Source organism: Peptostreptococcus porci, assembly GCF_009695815.1.
Lineage (GTDB): Bacteria > Bacillota > Clostridia > Peptostreptococcales > Peptostreptococcaceae > Peptostreptococcus > Peptostreptococcus porci.
In genome coordinates this window covers 149,119-166,934 of sequence record NZ_VUNE01000005.1, presented here as the reverse complement: position 1 = coordinate 166,934, position 17,816 = coordinate 149,119, and the positions used below count along the sequence as shown (strand labels likewise).

General features: G+C 34.2%; 18 protein-coding genes. All 18 read left to right on the top strand.

Annotated features, from left to right (window positions below; translation table 11 throughout):
• The first annotated feature begins 169 nt into the window (after positions 1-169).
• The 18 genes from tnpA (at position 170) to FYJ71_RS09390 (ending at position 17,807) form a co-directional block, all read left to right on the top strand.
• Complete coding sequence (gene tnpA / locus FYJ71_RS09475; RefSeq protein WP_154538627.1) at positions 170-631, top strand: IS200/IS605 family transposase; 462 nt, start codon at positions 170-172, stop codon at positions 629-631.
• A gap of 237 nt (positions 632-868) precedes the next feature.
• On the top strand, positions 869-1,579 hold the full coding sequence (locus FYJ71_RS09470; protein ID WP_154538626.1) for a 5'-methylthioadenosine/adenosylhomocysteine nucleosidase: 711 nt from the start codon (positions 869-871) through the stop codon (positions 1,577-1,579).
• Between the two features lie 75 nt (positions 1,580-1,654).
• Entirely contained in the window at positions 1,655-2,662 is a 1,008-nt protein-coding gene (gene trpS, locus FYJ71_RS09465) for a tryptophan--tRNA ligase (RefSeq protein ID WP_154538625.1), read from the top strand.
• 200 nt (positions 2,663-2,862) lie between these two features.
• Positions 2,863-3,300, top strand: coding sequence for a signal peptidase II (gene lspA, locus FYJ71_RS09460; protein WP_154538624.1), 438 nt, complete (start codon positions 2,863-2,865; stop codon positions 3,298-3,300).
• Positions 3,301-3,304: 4 nt separating this feature from the next.
• Positions 3,305-4,231, top strand: coding sequence for an RluA family pseudouridine synthase (locus tag FYJ71_RS09455; RefSeq protein WP_195836934.1), 927 nt, complete (start codon positions 3,305-3,307; stop codon positions 4,229-4,231).
• A 37-nt stretch (positions 4,232-4,268) separates the two neighbouring features.
• Positions 4,269-4,796 (top strand): bifunctional pyr operon transcriptional regulator/uracil phosphoribosyltransferase PyrR, encoded by a 528-nt coding sequence (gene pyrR / locus FYJ71_RS09450; protein WP_154538622.1) that lies wholly within the window; start codon positions 4,269-4,271, stop codon positions 4,794-4,796.
• A gap of 72 nt (positions 4,797-4,868) precedes the next feature.
• Positions 4,869-6,647, top strand: coding sequence for an Rqc2 family fibronectin-binding protein (locus FYJ71_RS09445; protein WP_154538621.1), 1,779 nt, complete (start codon positions 4,869-4,871; stop codon positions 6,645-6,647).
• A gap of 164 nt (positions 6,648-6,811) precedes the next feature.
• A complete protein-coding gene (locus tag FYJ71_RS09440) occupies positions 6,812-7,693 on the top strand; it encodes a YicC/YloC family endoribonuclease (protein WP_154538620.1) in 882 nt (293 codons plus the stop codon).
• Between the two features lie 37 nt (positions 7,694-7,730).
• Positions 7,731-8,357 (top strand): guanylate kinase, encoded by a 627-nt coding sequence (gene gmk, locus FYJ71_RS09435; protein WP_154538619.1) that lies wholly within the window; start codon positions 7,731-7,733, stop codon positions 8,355-8,357.
• On the top strand, positions 8,351-8,617 hold the full coding sequence (gene rpoZ / locus FYJ71_RS09430; protein ID WP_154538618.1) for a DNA-directed RNA polymerase subunit omega: 267 nt from the start codon (positions 8,351-8,353) through the stop codon (positions 8,615-8,617). The genes gmk and rpoZ overlap by 7 nt, the downstream gene beginning before the upstream one ends.
• Before the next feature lie 25 nt (positions 8,618-8,642).
• The gene (coaBC, locus tag FYJ71_RS09425) at positions 8,643-9,851 is read left to right on the top strand and encodes a bifunctional phosphopantothenoylcysteine decarboxylase/phosphopantothenate--cysteine ligase CoaBC (protein ID WP_154538617.1); all 1,209 of its coding nucleotides are present in this window, start codon (positions 8,643-8,645) and stop codon (positions 9,849-9,851) included.
• Positions 9,852-9,912: 61 nt separating this feature from the next.
• A complete protein-coding gene (gene priA, locus FYJ71_RS09420; protein ID WP_154538616.1) occupies positions 9,913-12,396 on the top strand; it encodes a primosomal protein N' in 2,484 nt (827 codons plus the stop codon).
• 30 nt (positions 12,397-12,426) lie between these two features.
• A complete protein-coding gene (gene def, locus FYJ71_RS09415; protein WP_154538615.1) occupies positions 12,427-12,873 on the top strand; it encodes a peptide deformylase in 447 nt (148 codons plus the stop codon).
• Positions 12,874-12,875: 2 nt separating this feature from the next.
• Positions 12,876-13,808, top strand: coding sequence for a methionyl-tRNA formyltransferase (fmt, locus tag FYJ71_RS09410; protein WP_154538614.1), 933 nt, complete (start codon positions 12,876-12,878; stop codon positions 13,806-13,808).
• Positions 13,809-13,820: 12 nt separating this feature from the next.
• Complete coding sequence (locus FYJ71_RS09405; RefSeq protein ID WP_154538613.1) at positions 13,821-14,507, top strand: zinc metallopeptidase; 687 nt, start codon at positions 13,821-13,823, stop codon at positions 14,505-14,507.
• A 107-nt stretch (positions 14,508-14,614) separates the two neighbouring features.
• The gene (gene rsmB / locus FYJ71_RS09400; RefSeq protein ID WP_328597755.1) at positions 14,615-15,970 is read left to right on the top strand and encodes a 16S rRNA (cytosine(967)-C(5))-methyltransferase RsmB; all 1,356 of its coding nucleotides are present in this window, start codon (positions 14,615-14,617) and stop codon (positions 15,968-15,970) included.
• Positions 15,971-15,993: 23 nt separating this feature from the next.
• On the top strand, positions 15,994-17,043 hold the full coding sequence (gene rlmN / locus FYJ71_RS09395; protein ID WP_154538612.1) for a 23S rRNA (adenine(2503)-C(2))-methyltransferase RlmN: 1,050 nt from the start codon (positions 15,994-15,996) through the stop codon (positions 17,041-17,043).
• A gap of 11 nt (positions 17,044-17,054) precedes the next feature.
• A complete protein-coding gene (locus FYJ71_RS09390; protein ID WP_154538611.1) occupies positions 17,055-17,807 on the top strand; it encodes a Stp1/IreP family PP2C-type Ser/Thr phosphatase in 753 nt (250 codons plus the stop codon).
• The last annotated feature ends 9 nt before the right edge of the window (positions 17,808-17,816 follow it).

Genomic DNA, 17,816 nt, shown 5'->3' with positions numbered 1-17,816 from the left:
TGCTTGGATACTTTTTTTATAGGGACGTGTCCCAGTTGAGCTCGCAAAGCGTGCGAAACAATAAACCACCCGCTATGCGGGTGCGCGACAGATGTTATACAAAAAAATCACCATTCCATAGTATAATTGAATTGTTCAAGCTCAATAATACGAATAGGAAGGTGATTTTATGGCAAATAAAGCGAACAGCTTGTCACATACAAAATGGATGTGTAAGTACCACATCGTATTTACTCCAAAATATAGGCGAAAAATAATATACAGCCAATACAGAGAAAGTATAGGAGTAATACTAAGACAGCTGTGCACATACAAGGGTGTTGAAATAATAGAGGGTCACTTAATGATAGACCATGTTCATATACTAGTAAGTATACCACCCAAACTTAGTGTATCACAATTTATGGGATATCTCAAAGGAAAAAGTGCATTAATGATATTTGATAAGCACGCAAATTTGAAGTATAAATTTGGTAATAGGCATTTTTGGTCTGAAGGCTACTATGTCAGTACAGTAGGTCTTAATGAGGCAACAATAAAGAAGTACATTCAAGATCAAGAAAAGCATGATATAGCATTAGATAAATTGAGTGTCAAAGAATATGAAGATCCCTTTAGGGATAGCAAGTAGTACAAATATCCCTTAAGGGATAGCGACGAGTCAAAGGCTGAGCTTGAACAGAGTGAAAGCCAGCGCCTTTAGACGCTGGCCGGTAACCCTTGGGCTTATAGCCCTTGTGCAAACCACCCGTTTGACGGGTGGTCATGATTATGATTTATTCCTATTTTTCTGTAATTATGATAAAATATAATATGTTATGAAATGATCGAAAATTTAATAATATTATGATTGACAAAGAGGTGAAGTATGACATTGAGTTTTAATAAAATAGGCATTATTGGTGCAATGAGAGAAGAAGTAGAGGGTTTGGTTTCTAAGATTGAAAACAGGGGCTTTAAAAAAGTGGCTGGACTGGATTTCTATTTTGGAGATATATGTGGAAAATATGTAGTTGTAGTTGAGTGTGGAATTGCAAAGGTAAATGCAGCACTATGTACACAAATATTGATAAGCGAATTTGGAGTAGATGCTGTAATTAACACAGGTGTGGCTGGTGGACTAAGAGGAGGAATAATGATCAATGATGTCGTGATTTCGACAGATGCGATTGAGTATGATGTTGACGCTTCAGCAATGGGGGATCCAAAAGGTACAATTCCTAGATTAAAAACTTCTGTTTTCATTGCAAATAGTGCTCTGATAGACTCCGCTTACAAGGCTTTTGATAATGTAAAGGATGGGAATAATTGTTTCAAGGGGAGAGTTGTTACTGGGGATAAATTCGTTGCGGATAACGGAGAAAAAACAGTCTTGCGTGAAGAGTTTGGTGGATATTGTTGCGAGATGGAAGGCGGAGCTATTGCTCATGTTGCATATTTAAACGAGATTCCATTTGTTATTATTAGGGCTATTTCAGATAATGCGGACAGCAGTGCAGATGTTAAATATGAGGAGTTCGTAAAAAAAGCTGCTCTTACCTCTAAAAATATGGTAATTAATATGCTATCTCACCTGTAGAAACCTTGACATATTTTTTTTACAAGTGATATAATTATTTATATAAGTGTTGAAAAATCTAAAGGAGACAAAATTATGAGCGATCAAGAAAAAAAAGTAATATTTAGTGGTGTACAGCCATCGGGTAAAATGACATTGGGAAATTATCTTGGAGCATTGAAGAGCTGGACAAAGCTACAGCATGAGTTTGAGTGCTATTTTAGTATGGTTAATATGCATGCGATTACGGTTCCACAGGATCCAGAAGTCTTGAAAAGACAAACGATTGAACTATTGGCTCAATTTATTGCTTGTGGAATTGATCCTGACCTGAATACTATATTTATTCAGTCTCATGTGAGAGAGCATGCGGAGTTGAACTGGGTATTATGTACAATGACATATATGGGTGAGTTAAATAGAATGACTCAATATAAAGATAAATCAAAGAAAAGTGAAGCAAATCTTAATGCAGGTCTTTTTACATATCCGGTATTAATGGCTGCGGATATATTACTTTATCAAACTGATGTCGTTCCAGTTGGAGATGATCAAAAGCAACATTTGGAATTGGCAAGAGATTTGGCTATAAGATTTAACAACAAATATCCTGGTACATTTGTGGTTCCTGAAGGATATTATCCAAAAGAAACTGCGAGAGTGATGAGTCTACAAGAGCCTGAAAAGAAGATGAGCAAATCTGATTCTAATGAAAATGCATTTATATTACTTGCAGAGGATTCTGACACTACTGTTAAAAAGATTAAAAAAGCAGTCACAGATTCTGTAGGTGTAGTTAATTATTCTGATGATCAACCGGGATTAAAGAACCTTATAAATATATATTCTGCTGTTACAGAAAAATCAGTAGAAGAAATTGTTGCGATGTATGCCGGAAAGGGATATGGGGCATTCAAGGGTGAAATGGCTGAAGCGGTGGTAGAAAGCCTAAGACCTATACGTGAAAAATATGCATACTTGTTGGAAAATAGAGATTATCTAGAAGGAATATACACTAGAGGTGCTGAAAAGGCTGAAATTAGAGCTGGGAAGACACTTAGAGATGTGTATGAAAAAATAGGATTTATACCTAGAAAGTTTTAATGGTTTTTAATTAGAGATATCTATGATAATATTAGTAATACAAGAGTATCATTATTGTGATACTCTTGTATTACGTTAGTTACTTCAGTGGAAAATTAGTTTTGTTATTATTTATTAATGTTTTACACTTACTAATGTCTATTGAATTATATTATTTTGATTTGGAGTTTTAATATTTTATTTTAGAATTGAGGGAAAAAATGTTTGAGCTAATTATTGTAGTTTTGATAATAATAGATCAGATTTCAAAAAAATATGTACAGTCAAACGTTCATTTGGGCGATAGTGTTCCAGTTATAAATGATTTTTTTCATATAACGTATGTTGAGAATAGAGGGGCAGCATTTGGCTTGTTGCAGGACAAACAGTATATTTTCATCGTTATTGCGATATTAGTGGTAATTGGTGGCATAATTTATATTCATAAATCGAAGGAAAAGAAAATTTCTAAGATTGCTGTTGCTATGATACTGGCAGGAGCAGTAGGAAATTTAATTGATAGAATATACCTAGGCTATGTTGTAGATTTTTTTGATTTTAGATTTATTTGGAATTATGTTTTTAACTTCGCAGATGTACTTGTTGTAGTCGGGACACTTATACTGTGTGTATACCTGCTAATAACTGGAAAGGAATAATAGTTTGGGAGAAGAAAAGAACACGATACTGAGAGTGAAAAAGGATGATGATGGAAAGAGGTTGGATGCATTTTTGTCAGAAGTGTTTTCAGATGTCTCTAGGAGTATGCATCAAAAGCTTATTAGAGATGGAATGACTTTGGTAAATGGTAAGAAACAGAAGTCGAGCTATAAGGTTTGTGTTGGAGACAAAATTGAGGTTGAATTTCCAGAACCAAAAGCTTTAGACGTGGAGCCACAAGATATTCCTATCGAAATAGTGTATGAAGACATGGATATTCTCATAGTTAATAAGCCTCAAGGGATGGTCGTTCATCCAGCACCTGGAAACCTTGACAATACATTGGTAAATGCAATATTGTTTCATTGCAAAGAAAACCTATCTTCTATAAATGGAGTCATTCGTCCAGGAATAGTTCACAGAATAGATAAAAATACATCTGGACTGCTCGTGATTGCCAAGAATGATAGGGCTCATAACTTTTTGGCAGAACAATTTGCAGTTCATTCGATTACAAGAGAGTACGAGATGATAGTGTTTGGGAATGTAGATTGGATGGAAATGACGGTTGATAAACCTATTGGTAGAAATCCAAAGGATAGGCTAAAAATGGCTGTGGTAAAAAATGGAGGTAAAAGAGCTGTCACTCATTTTGAATTGATTGAAAATCTCAATGGATTTGCTCATTTGAAAGCAACTTTGGAAACAGGAAGAACTCATCAAATAAGGGTTCATAGCAATTATCTGAAGCATCCAATAATAGGTGATGATCTCTATGGCTATGCTGTGAAGAAATTTTCAAAATTAACAGGACAGGTACTTCATGCAAGAAAATTGGGGTTTGTTCATCCAAGTAGTGGTGAATACATGGAATTTAACTCTGAATTACCTGAGTATTTTTTAGATGTGATGAAGAAGGCAAAGGAATAGCTAAAATTTATCCGAATAATGTTTAGAGGAAATAGATATGGAAAAAGCGAGAATAATGGACGAAAAAGCTATAGGCAGAGCAATTACAAGGATTAGTCATGAAATAATTGAAAGAAATAAAGGAATCGAGGATTTGGTTATAGTTGGCATCAAAACTAAAGGGATTCCTTTGGCAAATAGAATTGCTAGTAAGATTGAATCTATTGAAAATAGCAGAGTGATGTGTGACAGTATCGATATAACGAGTTATAGAGATGATATAACACACGATGTCATCAAAGGATTGGTCGACGAAAAATTTGATCTTGATGTCCACAACAAAACAGTAGTTTTAGTCGATGATGTGCTGTATACAGGTAGAACAATAAGAGCGGCATTAGATTATATTATTGACAACGGTAGACCAAAGTTAGTTCAATTGGCTGTTCTTGTCGATAGAGGACACAGAGAGCTACCAATTAGGGCTGATTATGTAGGTAAAAACGTACCTACGTCAAAAAATGAAAAGGTATTGGTTAAATTTATAGAAATTGATGATGAAGATTCTGTGACAATTTGTGAATAAGAGGATTTTGTAACAATTTGTGAATAAGTTGAAGCAGAAAATACATGATAAAGATTAGAGAGGAACAGTATTATGGCGTTTGATGGTATTGTGCTGAATGCACTGTCTAGAGAATTGAAAAAAACTCTTGTTGGAACAAAAATAGACAAGGTGTATCAGCCAGAAAAAGATGAAATTTGCCTAAAAATTAGAACAAGGGAATCTAATATAAAATTGGTAATAAGCTCTAGTGCATCAAACCCGAGAGTTTACATTGCCAAAGATTATGAAAAAAGCAATCCAAAGAAAGCACCCGTATTTTGTATGACTCTAAGAAAATATATTCAAAATGGTGTGATAACCGATGTTGAACAGATTGGATTCGAGCGAATTATGAGAATTTCAGTCGAATCCTATGATGAGCTGAGAGAAAAAACGACAAAATATCTCTATATTGAGATTATGGGAAAACACAGTAATATTATATTGGTCTCAAAGAATGAAAGAAAGATATTGGATTCAATAAAAAGAATACCTCTAAGTGTTAGTAGAGTTAGACAGATATTACCGGGTATGGAGTATGAATTGCCTCCAGGTCAGGACAAAATCAATCCTCTTGAAGGTATTGATGTTGATGAATTGACAAGGCGATTTGAAAAAAGTCAGCAAAAAATCAATAAGGCAATACTATCGAATATATTAGGTGTTTCGCCACTTATTTCAAACGAGATTTGCTATAGGCTTGGCATTGATGTGGATTTATTCGCAAAGGATGCATATCTTTATGATGTCAAGAGAATAGCCGACGAAGTAAATGGTATTTTTTCAAAATTGGATAATGACGATGTTTACCCTAATATGGTGATAGACACGAGTAGAAATAAAATAGTTGAGTTTGGTGTGATCGAGCTATCGCAGTATAAAGACTGTGAAGTAAAATCGTTTGACTCAATATCTGAGGTTATTGAGAATTACTATATATCAAAGGATAAAAAAGAGAGGATATCTCAGAAATCTCTTAATTTGAGGAAAAACATATCCATCAAATTAGAGCGTTTAAATAACAAAATAAAAAAGCAAATGGAAGAGCTAAGGGAATCGGAAAAAGCGGAGGAATTTAAGATAAAAGGAGAGCTGATTACATCCTATATTTATATGATTAAACAGGGGATGGAGAGTGTGAGCTTGTGTAATTTTTATGATGATAACAACGAAGTAAATGTACAGCTTCAAAAAAATTTAACTCCATCCGAGAATGCTCAAAAGTATTTTAAAAAATATAATAAACTAAAAAAGGCAAATGAAGAGTTGACAAAATTTATTTCTGAAAATACTGAGGAAGCCGAATACCTTGAAAATATTTTGCTTGCAATAGAAAATTGTGAAAATGAAGTGGAATTAAAAGAAATAAGAGAAGAGCTGATAAGAGAGGGATATGTGCGGGCTTACAAAATTCCGAAAAAGAATGTAAAGCCTGTTACGGAATTTAAAAAATATTTGAGCTCTAATGGAAATCTTATAATTGTTGGAAAAAATAATAAACAAAATGACTATCTTACATTGAGGTTGGCAGATAATGAGGATTTGTGGTTTCATACAAAGGATATTCCAGGCTCTCATGTCGTAATAAAATCTGCAGGTAAAAAAGTCGGCGAGGAAGAAATATTTGAGGCTGCACTTTTGGCTGCGTTTTTTAGCAAGGCGAGATTATCGAGTAAGGTTCCTGTAGATTACACGCTGAAGAAAAATGTAAGGAAGCCTTCTGGTGCAAAGCCTGGGTTAGTCATTTATGATAACAATAGAACCGTTTATGTTACTCCATCAGATGAAGCGATAGCAAAGATAAGAGTTCTTCAGGATGATAAAAGCTAAGATTTTTTAAAGTCAGCTTTGTGAGACAAAGAAAAGTCAGTTTCACAAGACTGATAAAATTGAAAATTTATTGTCTTGGAAGTTATACAAAATGATTGGTTTTTGTGTTATAATTAACTTTACGGTAAAATATATATGATAATAAAATATTGGAGAAAAATGATATGGCAATAAGTATGACTGGATTTGGAATCGGAGAGTACAAAGGTGATAAATACTGTATTTCTATTGAATGCAAGACAATTAATCACAAGTATTTAGATATTAATCCTAGAATTCCAAGAAAAGTTTCTTTTTTAGAAGATAAACTGAGACAATTTGTTAAACTATACTTGAAGAGAGGTAGAGTCGACATTTTTGTAAAATTAGAAGCATTGTCATCTAATGATATTAATTTGATTTATGATCCTGAGCTTGCAAAGCAGGTTTATGATATTGTTTCTAGAGTGAAGTGTGATTTTAAGCTTGATGATGAAATCAAACTGAGTGACATCTATAGCTTTCCTGATGTAATAAAGATTTCAGAATCTGAGAATGATGAAGAAGAACTGTGGGGAATGATGGAGATTGCGCTGGAAAATTGTATGACTAAGCTGACGGATATGAGAAGATTTGAGGGCCGTAAGCTAGCCAATGATATATTGGAGAGAACAAAGGCTCTGGAAAATAATATTTTGGAAATCGAATCTTTGTCATCAACTGTCGAAGATGAATACAGAAAGAAATTGTATGACAGAATTTCAGATATTATGGATGATCCCAATATAATAGATGAAAATCGATTAGCACAGGAGGTTGCCATATTTGCTGATAAGTCTAATATAACTGAGGAGATTGTTAGATTTAAAAGTCATATAACACAATTGAGAAATACAGTCATAAGTGATGATACAATAGGCAGAAAACTTGACTTTTTGATTCAGGAGATGAATAGAGAAACAAATACGATAGGCTCAAAGGTTTCTAATATTTCAATAACGAATTTAGTTATAGATATGAAATCTGAGCTTGAAAAGATAAGAGAACAAATACAGAATATTGAATAGTTGTAATTGCAGTGTATTGATACGTGGAGGGGCTTTTATGGTTAAGAAGAAGGGGTTGCTGATAGTTATTTCTGGTCCAAGTGGAGCTGGAAAAGGTACCATCTGTAAAAAACTAGTGGAAAAACATGAAAAAATCAATCTTTCAGTTTCAGCTACTACTAGAAAACCTAGAGAAGGCGAGATTGAAGGCGTGAGTTATTATTATAAATCGAAGAGCGAATTTGAAAATATGATCGACAATGACGAGTTTTTAGAATTTGCCAAGATTTATGAAAATTATTATGGTACACCAAAAAAGACTATTTTTGACGAAATAAGCAAGGGTAATGATGTTATTCTTGAAATTGAAATGCAGGGTGCGATGCAGGTAAAAAAATCATATCCAGAAGCAGTATTTGTTTTTATTTTACCACCAAGCCTGTCAGAGCTAAAAAGCAGAATTGTTGGTAGAGGAACGGAAACAAATGCACAAATTGAAATGAGATTTAATTCTGCGTATAATGAAATCAAGCTAGTGGGTGAATACGACTACTTTGTTTTTAATAACGTAGTGGAAAAATCAGTGGAAGATATTGAAAAGATAATCATGTCTGAAAAGATGAAAGTTATAAGATACAAAGATGAAATTATAGATTTATTTGAAAAGGAGATATTAAAATGCTAAAACCATCACTAAATGAAATTGTAAAAAAAATAGATAACAGATATTACTTGATTGCAACTGTTTCAAAGAGAGCGAGAGAGTTGGTAGATGGCGATATTCCAATGGTTAATTCTAATACTGAAGAAAAGCCAGTAGTTGTTGCAAGCGAAGAAGTTATTGAAGGTAAGGTAAAGTACAGATTATTAACTGATGATGAAATAAAAACACAAGAAATAGAACATAAGCTTGAGCAAGAGAGAAAGTATTTGGAACAAGAGTAATTTTTTATATTTTGGGAGAGATATTATGTTAAGTGGTAAAAATGTTGTTGTCGGAGTGACTGGTGGTATAGCTGTTTACAAGGCTTGCGATGTTGTTAATAGAATAAAAAAAATGGGTGCCAATGTTAAGGTAATCATGACGAAATCGGCTTGCGAGTTCGTAACTCCTATGACTTTTCAGACCTTGAGTAATAATTTTGTAACTACAGATATGTTTGAAGAGCCAAAGACTTGGGATGTAGAGCATATTGAAATTGCAAAAATGGCGGACTTATTTCTGATTGTGCCTGCAACTGCAAATATTATCGGAAAAGTAGCGAATGGAATTGCCGATGATATGCTAAGCACGACAGTTATGGCGACTAAATCGCCAGTTGTTTTTGCTCCAGCTATGAACACCAATATGTACGAAAATGAGATTGTCCAAAATAATATCAAAAGATTAAAAAAATATGGCTATAGGTTTATTGATCCAAGCTCAGGATTGTTGGCATGTGGAGATATAGGAGTTGGAAAACTTGCAGATGTAGATGAAATAGTAGATTATGTGGAAAACTTTTTTGATGAGCAAGATGTAAAGGACCTAAATGGGATAAATATACTGATTACTGCAGGCCCGACAATTGAATCTATTGATCCTGTAAGGTATATTACAAACAGGTCGAGTGGCAAGATGGGTTACGCAATAGCGAAATCTGCTGTAGAAAGAGGAGCAAATGTAACTCTGATTTCCGGAAAAACAAACTTGCCAATACCGAAAAAACTTTCAAAGTTTATAAATATTGAAAGTGCAGAAGATTTATATAATGCTGTGACAAAGGAATTTGAAAATAATCAAGTGGTTATTCAAAGTGCGGCTGTTGCCGATTACAAACCAAAGGAATACTCAGATAAGAAGATTAAGAAAAAAAACGATGATCTAGAGATTAAATTGTCTAGAAATAAGGATATAGCTCTTGAGCTGGGAAAAATTAAGGGTGATAAGGTATTGATAGGATTTGCTGCTGAAACCAACGATGTTTTGGAAAATGCCACGAAAAAGATTGAAAAGAAAAATTTGGATTTTATTGTTGCCAATGATTTGACAAAGGAAGGTGCTGGTTTCGCTTCTGATACAAATATAGTAAAGTTTATTTATCCGAACGGCGATATCAGAGAGCTTCCAAAAATGGAGAAGTCAGAGGTTGGAAATCATATTTTAGACGATATTAAAGTGATAATCGAAAATAAGTAGTTAATGCGAGGGAAATCAACTTTGATTTCCCTATTTTTAGGATAATATTTTGGAGGTAATTATGTATGTAGATGTAATTTTGAGGCAAAAAGGAAGATTTTCTGATATGTTGTTCTCATACAGAGTACCTGATTCACTTGAAAACAAAATAGATATTGGATACAGAGTTAGTGTCCCTTTTGGAAAAAGCAACAAGCCTATAGAAGCAATCGTAAATAATTTAAAGAGTGAAAATGAATCTGAAGGCACTGATTTTGAAATAAAGGAAATTTTCGATGTGTTGGGAGACGAGCCTCTGATTTCACGTGAAAACATGGAACTGATATCGTGGATGAGAGATAGATACATTTGCACATACTTGGACTGCTTAAATCTTTTTTTTCCAAAGGGCTATACACTAAATTCTACAAAAATTGTCAAACCGGTTTTTTCTATAGAAGAGCTGACTGTTGAGCAGGAGATGTCACTAGATCAAGCTGAGAGAAAAATTATAAATGAGCTATATCTGTCTAAAGAAGACGTCAGCTATGACAGCCTAACGAGCAGACATTCAAAATCTAAATTGGACTCTCTTATTTCAAAAGGACTAGTAAATATTCAGTGGTCGTATAAAGAGGTTGTCAACGAAAAAAAGATAAAGACTGTGTATTTGGATGAGGATTTGAAATGTAAAATACAGATGGATTCCGATTACATTAACTGTCTTAAGCTAGGCAAAAAACAATTGGAGACGGTAAATTTCTTGATTTTGAATGATGCTGTGGAGCAATCGGCACTTTTGGATTTGCTTGGTGTATCTAATCAAACAATAAAAAGTCTTGAAAAAAAGGGCATAATAAAAATAAAAGAGGAGAGTCACTTTAGAGCTCCAAGACAGTTTTTGACTGTGGAGAACAAAAAAATTGATTTGAATTCTCAGCAAAGAGAGGTTGTGGATAGAATAATCGAAGGTATTCGAGAACAAAGCCGCAAGCCATATTTGATTCATGGAGTTACAGGTAGTGGTAAAACGGAAGTGTTTTTAGAGCTTATAGAATATGTGTTATCTCAGGGAATGGAAAGTGTTTTTCTCGTACCGGAAATTGCTCTTACTCCACAGACTATCGCAAGGGTAAAAAATAGATTTGGTAATATAGTAGGAGTTTTTCATAGCCAATTATCTGAGGGTGAAAAATATGATGTTTTTAGAGAGGTTAAAAATGGCAATATAAGAGTCGTTATTGGCACGAGATCCGCAATTTTTCTTCCTTTTGATTCATTGGGTTTGATTATAATAGATGAAGAACATGATTTTAGTTATAAATCGGAAAAGACTCCGAAATATGATGCGATTGAGGTTGCCAGATACAAGGCGTTTAAAAGCAATGTTGCTGTCGTGCTGGGTTCTGCGACGCCATCTGTACCAGATTACTACAACGCGAAAAATGGAGATTACGAGCTGCTTGAGCTAAATAAAAGAGCAAATAACAATTTGATGCCTGAAATATCAATAGTTGATATGAGAAAAGAGCTACACTCGGGAAATAGCTCACCTCTTAGCAAAGAATTGGTGGCTAAAATGGATTTGGAGCTAAAAAAAGGAAATCAAGTGATTTTGTTTTTGAACAAAAGAGGTTATGCAAATTTTATGGAATGTAAAGATTGTGGTCATGTGTTTAAATGCAAAAACTGTGATATTACTTTGACGAATCATAAGTCTTTAAAAAAAGGAATTTGCCATTATTGTGGATATGAAGAGCATATTCCGGAGAGATGCCCGAAATGCAATATGACTAATATTGGAAGTGTTGGTGTGGGTACTGAAAAAATAGAAGAGCTCGTATCCAATTTATTTCCAAATCATAAGACACTGCGAATGGATAGAGATTCTACAAAAAAGAAAAATGGAGTACAGAAAATTCTTGAAAAGTTTAATAAGGGAGAAGCTGATATTTTAATTGGAACGCAAATGCTGAGCAAGGGGCATGATTTTGCAAATGTGACCTTGGTGGGTATTATATCGGCAGACCTCATGCTGAATTTTCCGGATTTTAAATCATATGAGCAGACATTCCAATTGATTACTCAGGTTTCCGGAAGAGCAGGTAGAGGTGAAAAGCTAGGTCAGGTGGTTCTACAGACATACAATACAGAGCATTTTGCTATTAGAAGTGCCGCAAATTATGATTTCAAAGGATTTTATGAAACTGAGATAAAGCTGAGAAAAACTTTTGGCTATGAGCCATTTAACAATATTATTAGGGTTGTTTTTGCAAATTCAGATGAATCAGTAGCCAAAGAAAATTCATTTAGATTTAGAGATACGTTAAAGTATCTGATGGAAGAAAAGGGAATTGATTCGGTAAGAAGCATACTTGGTCCAAACGAATGCTCAATTAGGATGATAAATAATAAATTTAGATGGCAAGTAATAATAAAAAATCACGGAGTTGACATAAAACTTTTGAAATCTATGATAAAATATATTTGTATAAAAAAGTATGAAAATGTATTTAGTAAGGGTATAGATATAAGTATTGAGATAAATCCGAATACTTTTATTTAGTATTATGGGTGTGATTTTAAGGAGGAGAAAATGGCTATAAGAAATGTGTTAAAAATGGGAGATCCCGTATTGAATAAAAAATCAAAGAATGTTGTGGAGTTTAATGAAAAGCTACATACTTTACTAGATGATATGGCAGATACGATGTATTTGCATGATGGAGTCGGATTGGCTGCACCACAGGTAGGTATTCTAAGGAGAGCTGTTATTGTAGATATTGGAGATGGGTTGATTGAATTGATAAATCCAGAAATTATCGAAAGTTCGGGAACGCAAACTGACGTGGAGGGGTGTCTGAGTGTCGATGAGTATGTGGATGAAGTAACTCGTCCAAATTATGTAAAAGTTAAGGCTCAGGATAGAAATGGAGATGTGATATTTGTCGAAGGCGAAGCGTTTTTGGCAAGGGCATTTTGTCACGAGATAGATCATCTTGATGGAATACTTTTTGTAGAAAAAGTAGTTAAGGGAGAATAGCTATGAAGATAGTATTTATGGGGACACCGCAAATTGCCGTTGATTCACTTCAGAGATTAATTGATGATGGTCATGAAGTGGTAGCGGTAGTTACGCAGCCGGACAAGCCAAAGGGCAGAGGAAAGAAAATGGCGATGTCTCCAGTAAAGGAGCTTGCCCTTAAACATAATATTTGTGTACTTCAGCCTGAAAAGGCTTCAAAGCCCGAGTTTATAGATGAAATACGTGAAATAAATCCGGATCTAGTAGTTGTTTTGGCGTATGGTCAGATTTTGAAAAAGGATTTATTGGAAATACCGAAGCTTGGATGTATAAATGTCCATGTATCGTTGCTTCCTGAATTAAGAGGGGCTGCACCTATTAATTGGGCGATAATTAACGGTCTGAAAAAGACCGGTATTACGACGATGTTCATGGATGCAGGACTTGATACGGGAGATATTATTGAAGCGAGAGAATTTGAATTGAACGATGAAATAACAGCAGGTGAGCTTCATGACTGGATGATGGTTGAAGGTGCAGAGATATTGAGTAGTACCATCAAAAAAATCTTAAAATCAGATTTTACAAGAACAAAGCAAGATAATTCAAAATCAACGTATGCACCTACATTGAACAAGGAGATGGCTCATGTGGATTTTTCGAGGTCTGCAAGGGAAATTCATAACTTAGTTAGAGGAATTAACCCTTGGCCAGGAGCGTGGTGTGAGTACGGCGAAAATAAGATGAAAATATGGAAGACCTGTGTTCTTTTGGATGATGGTCAAAATAATGAAATCGGGAAAATTACTGATGTAGATAAGAATGGAATAGTAGTTCTTTGTGGAATAGGGAAACTATTGATACAGGAAATACAATTGCCAAATAAGAAAAGAATGGCAGTTTCAGAGTATATTAAGGGAAATGATATAGAATTAGGTTTAATATTAAAATAGGTAGGTGATTTGATGTATCCGATGTTTTACTATGATAGTTCGATGATAATATTGATTCCTGCAATATTATTGTCTTTGTATGCTTCATTTAAGGTTAATTCAACCACTAGAAAATATTTTCAAGTGAGGTCTATGAAAGGAATTACCGGTCAAGAAGTTGCAAGAAGAATACTTGATCACAATGGATTGTCAAATATCCCAGTGTATCCGGTAAAGGGAAATTTATCAGACCATTACGATCCAAGAGGAAAAACAGTTAGTCTTTCCGAGGAGGTATATTACGGAACTTCTATAACTTCTGTTTCCGTAGCAGCTCATGAATGTGGTCATGCAATTCAGGATAAAGAATCCTATGCACCGATGAATTTTAGAAGCACATTGGTTCCAATGGTGAATTTTGCTTCATCGGCATCATGGATAATTATATTGATGGGATTTATGGTTAGCAAGAATTTTCTCTGGTTAGGAATCCTGTTGTTTTCTGCAACAGTGTTATTCCAAATTGTGACTCTACCTGTTGAGTTTAACGCATCTAGTCGTGCATTAAATCAACTTGAAGTTTTGGGGATCTTGGGTCCGGAAGAAAAGAGAGATGGAAGAAGAGTATTGAATGCGGCGGCTTTGACTTATGTAGCAGCGGCTTTGGCTTCAATATTACAATTGGTTAGACTGATTTTGATCGCCAGAGATAGAGATTAAGTAATTGATAAACATGGATTAGTTATAAGTGGCTATTTTCTTATCTTTGTGGAGGATAGCCATTTATTTTTAGACAGTAAAAATAGAAAAGAGTTGAGGTGAAATAAGTGTCGGCAAGAAATATTGCTTATAAAGTACTTTTTGATATAGAAAAAAATAAAAAATACTCCAATATCTCTTTGGATTATTACTTAAAAGAGAGTGATTTGGATGACTTGCAAAGAGGTTTTGCAACAGAATTGGTTTATGGAGTTTTAGAAAATAAGATTTTTTTGGATGGAATAATTAATAGACACTCCAAGATAAAAGTTAAAAAAATGCAATACTCTGTAAAAATTTCACTTAGAATGGGTGCATACCAGCTTATTTTCCTAGATGGCGTAAAAGATTACGCTGCCATAAATGAAACAGTTTCTATGATGAAAAAAATTGATAAAAGGTCGTCGAATTTTGTAAATGCTGTTCTTAGAAATATTTCTAGGAATATTGATGATGTATTTGAGCATGATGAAAATTCAATAGAAGGTTTGGCCACTAGATACTCATTTGAAAAATGGATAGTTGAAAGGTTGGTCAAAGAAAATGGGATTGAAAAAACAAGAGATATACTAATTTCGTTGTCTGAAAAACCGAAAATCTATCTTCGTGTAAATAGATTAAGATCTAGTGAATTTCCATCATTTGACGACTATTTGGATTTTGTTTTAGAAAGACTATCAAGGGATGGTATTGTCGGAAGAAAAGTTGAAGGCATAGCTGAGGCGATTGAGGTTGATTCTTTTAAAAGAATAGAAAAAAATGAGCTGTTTACAAAAGGGTATATAAGTGTACAGGATATAAGTTCAATGCTGGTTGGAAATGTTCTCAATCCATCTGAAAATTCAGTGGTACTAGATCTGTGTTCAGCTCCAGGTGGAAAATCAACTCATTTGGCAGAGATAATGAACAACACTGGAAAAGTAGTGTCACATGATATATTCGAGCATAAAGTTAAGCTTGTGAAATCATATTGCGAGAGATTGGGAATAAATAATGTTGAAATATCCCTAGGCGATGCATCCGAGTTCAACCCTGAATACGAAGGGAAATTTGATTATGTATTATGTGATGTACCTTGCTCCGGTATGGGAATAGTAAGACGAAAGCCTGAAATAAAATACAAAAAAGAAGAGGATGTAGTCGGATTGCCAATATTGCAATTGCAAATATTGAGTAATGCAGCGAAATACTTAAAAAAAGGTGGTTCGATGGTGTATTCGACTTGTACCATATTTGATTCAGAAAATATCAATGTAGTGCAAAAATTTTTAAATGGAAATAAAGATTTTGTTTTTGAAAGTATCTGTGGCGACCCTATGACAAAACTATTTGAAGAAGAGAGACTAAGAAAGGGATATCTGAAGATTATGCCTAGTAAGGATAATATGGATGGTTTCTTTATTTGCAAATTGAAAAAAGTTTAAAAATTTTATTGAGGTGTGGTATAATGTATGATGAGAAGGTTGTGCTAAAAAATCTAACTGAAAATGAAATGAAGGAATTTTTAGTTAGTATTGGTGAAAAAAAATTCCGAGGTGGACAAATTTTCTCTTGGGTATACAGAGGAATAAAGGATTTTGATGAAATGAACAATATTCCCAAAAGTCTAAGAGCGAAGCTGTCTGAGTCCTCGATAATTGGTAATATAGACGTAGAGCTGAGATTGGAATCAAAGGTTGACAATACAAAAAAATATCTATTTTTGTTAAATGATGGAAGTATTATTGAGACTGTTGCCATGATTTATGATAGTAGAGTTACCGTTTGTGTATCCAATCAAGTTGGTTGCAGGATGGGATGCAGATTTTGTGCATCTACAATTGATGGATTATATAGAAATCTAGAACCATGGGAAATATTGGATCAAGTATTAAAGGTTCAAGAAGATTTGGGAATGAGAGTATCTAATGTGGTCATGATGGGAAGTGGAGAACCGTTGGACAACTATGAAAACTCGGTGCAGTTTTTGAAGTTGGTTAATGAAGAAAATGGTCTCAACATAGGATATAGACATATTACACTATCAACCTGTGGAGTAGTAGATAAAATATACGACTTGGCAGATTTGCAATTGCCGATAAATTTGGCAATTTCATTTCATTCTCCATTTGATGAAGAAAGAAAAAAGATTATGCCTGTAGCAAATAAATTTTCAATTCGAGATATTTTAAAATCTTGTAGATATTTTATTGAAAAAACTGGAAGGCGAATAACCTTTGAGTACTCTCTAATCAAAGGAGTCAACGATTCTGAAAATGAGGCAAGTGAGATTGTAAAATTGCTGAGAGGAATGCTATGTCATGTAAATCTAATTCCTATCAATCCTGTGGATGAAAGAGATTTTGAAAAACCTAGTAAAGAGTATATTAATAAATTTAAAGATTACTTAGATAAAAACAATATACCTGTGACTATTAGAAACTCCATGGGCGCTGATATTAGTGGTGCTTGCGGGCAGTTAAGGAGAAAGTTTAAAAATACTGATGGCACGGTTTAAGGAGGAATAGTATGGATTTTGTGTGTACTTCTCATATTGGAATAGTCAGAAAAAACAATGAGGACTATTGCAAGGGAGAAATAATTGAAATCGGTGAAAAGAAAGAGGTTGGAATTTTTGCAATTGCCGATGGAATGGGTGGCCATAAAAAAGGTGAAGTCGCCAGTCAGCTTGCTGTCGAAAATATTATTGAAATTTTCAACGATAGCATAATCCAAAATGAGGCGATAAAAGTTGAGTATATTGACGATATAATAAAGCAGGCCTATAACACTGTAAATACAATGGTATATGAAAAATCGAAAGCAGATATTAGTTTTGATGGAATGGGTACGACTTTGACAATGGCTTTTGTTTATGAAAATAAAGCATATGTTGCAAATGTCGGTGATAGCAGATGTTATGTGTGTAGAAAAGAAGGAAATCTTGAACGAATTACTTCTGACCACTCCGTCGTGGAAGAATATGTGAAGGCTAAAATAATTACTGAAGAAGAAGCGAGAGTTCATCCAGATAGAAACAAAATAACTAGAGCTGTTGGTACTGAACCAGTGGTAATTGTAGATATTTTTGAGGTCGATCTAAACGAGGGTGATATAATACTTCTTGCAACTGATGGATTGACAGGTCCAGTCGAAGGCAATACAATTGAAGCTGTTTTAAAGAGTGGGTTGAGCGCTGAAGAAATGGCGAATAAATTGGTAGAGCTTGCAAATGACACTTCGGGCAAAGATAATGTTACAGTAATAATAGTTATGGTTTAAGGTGGTGTT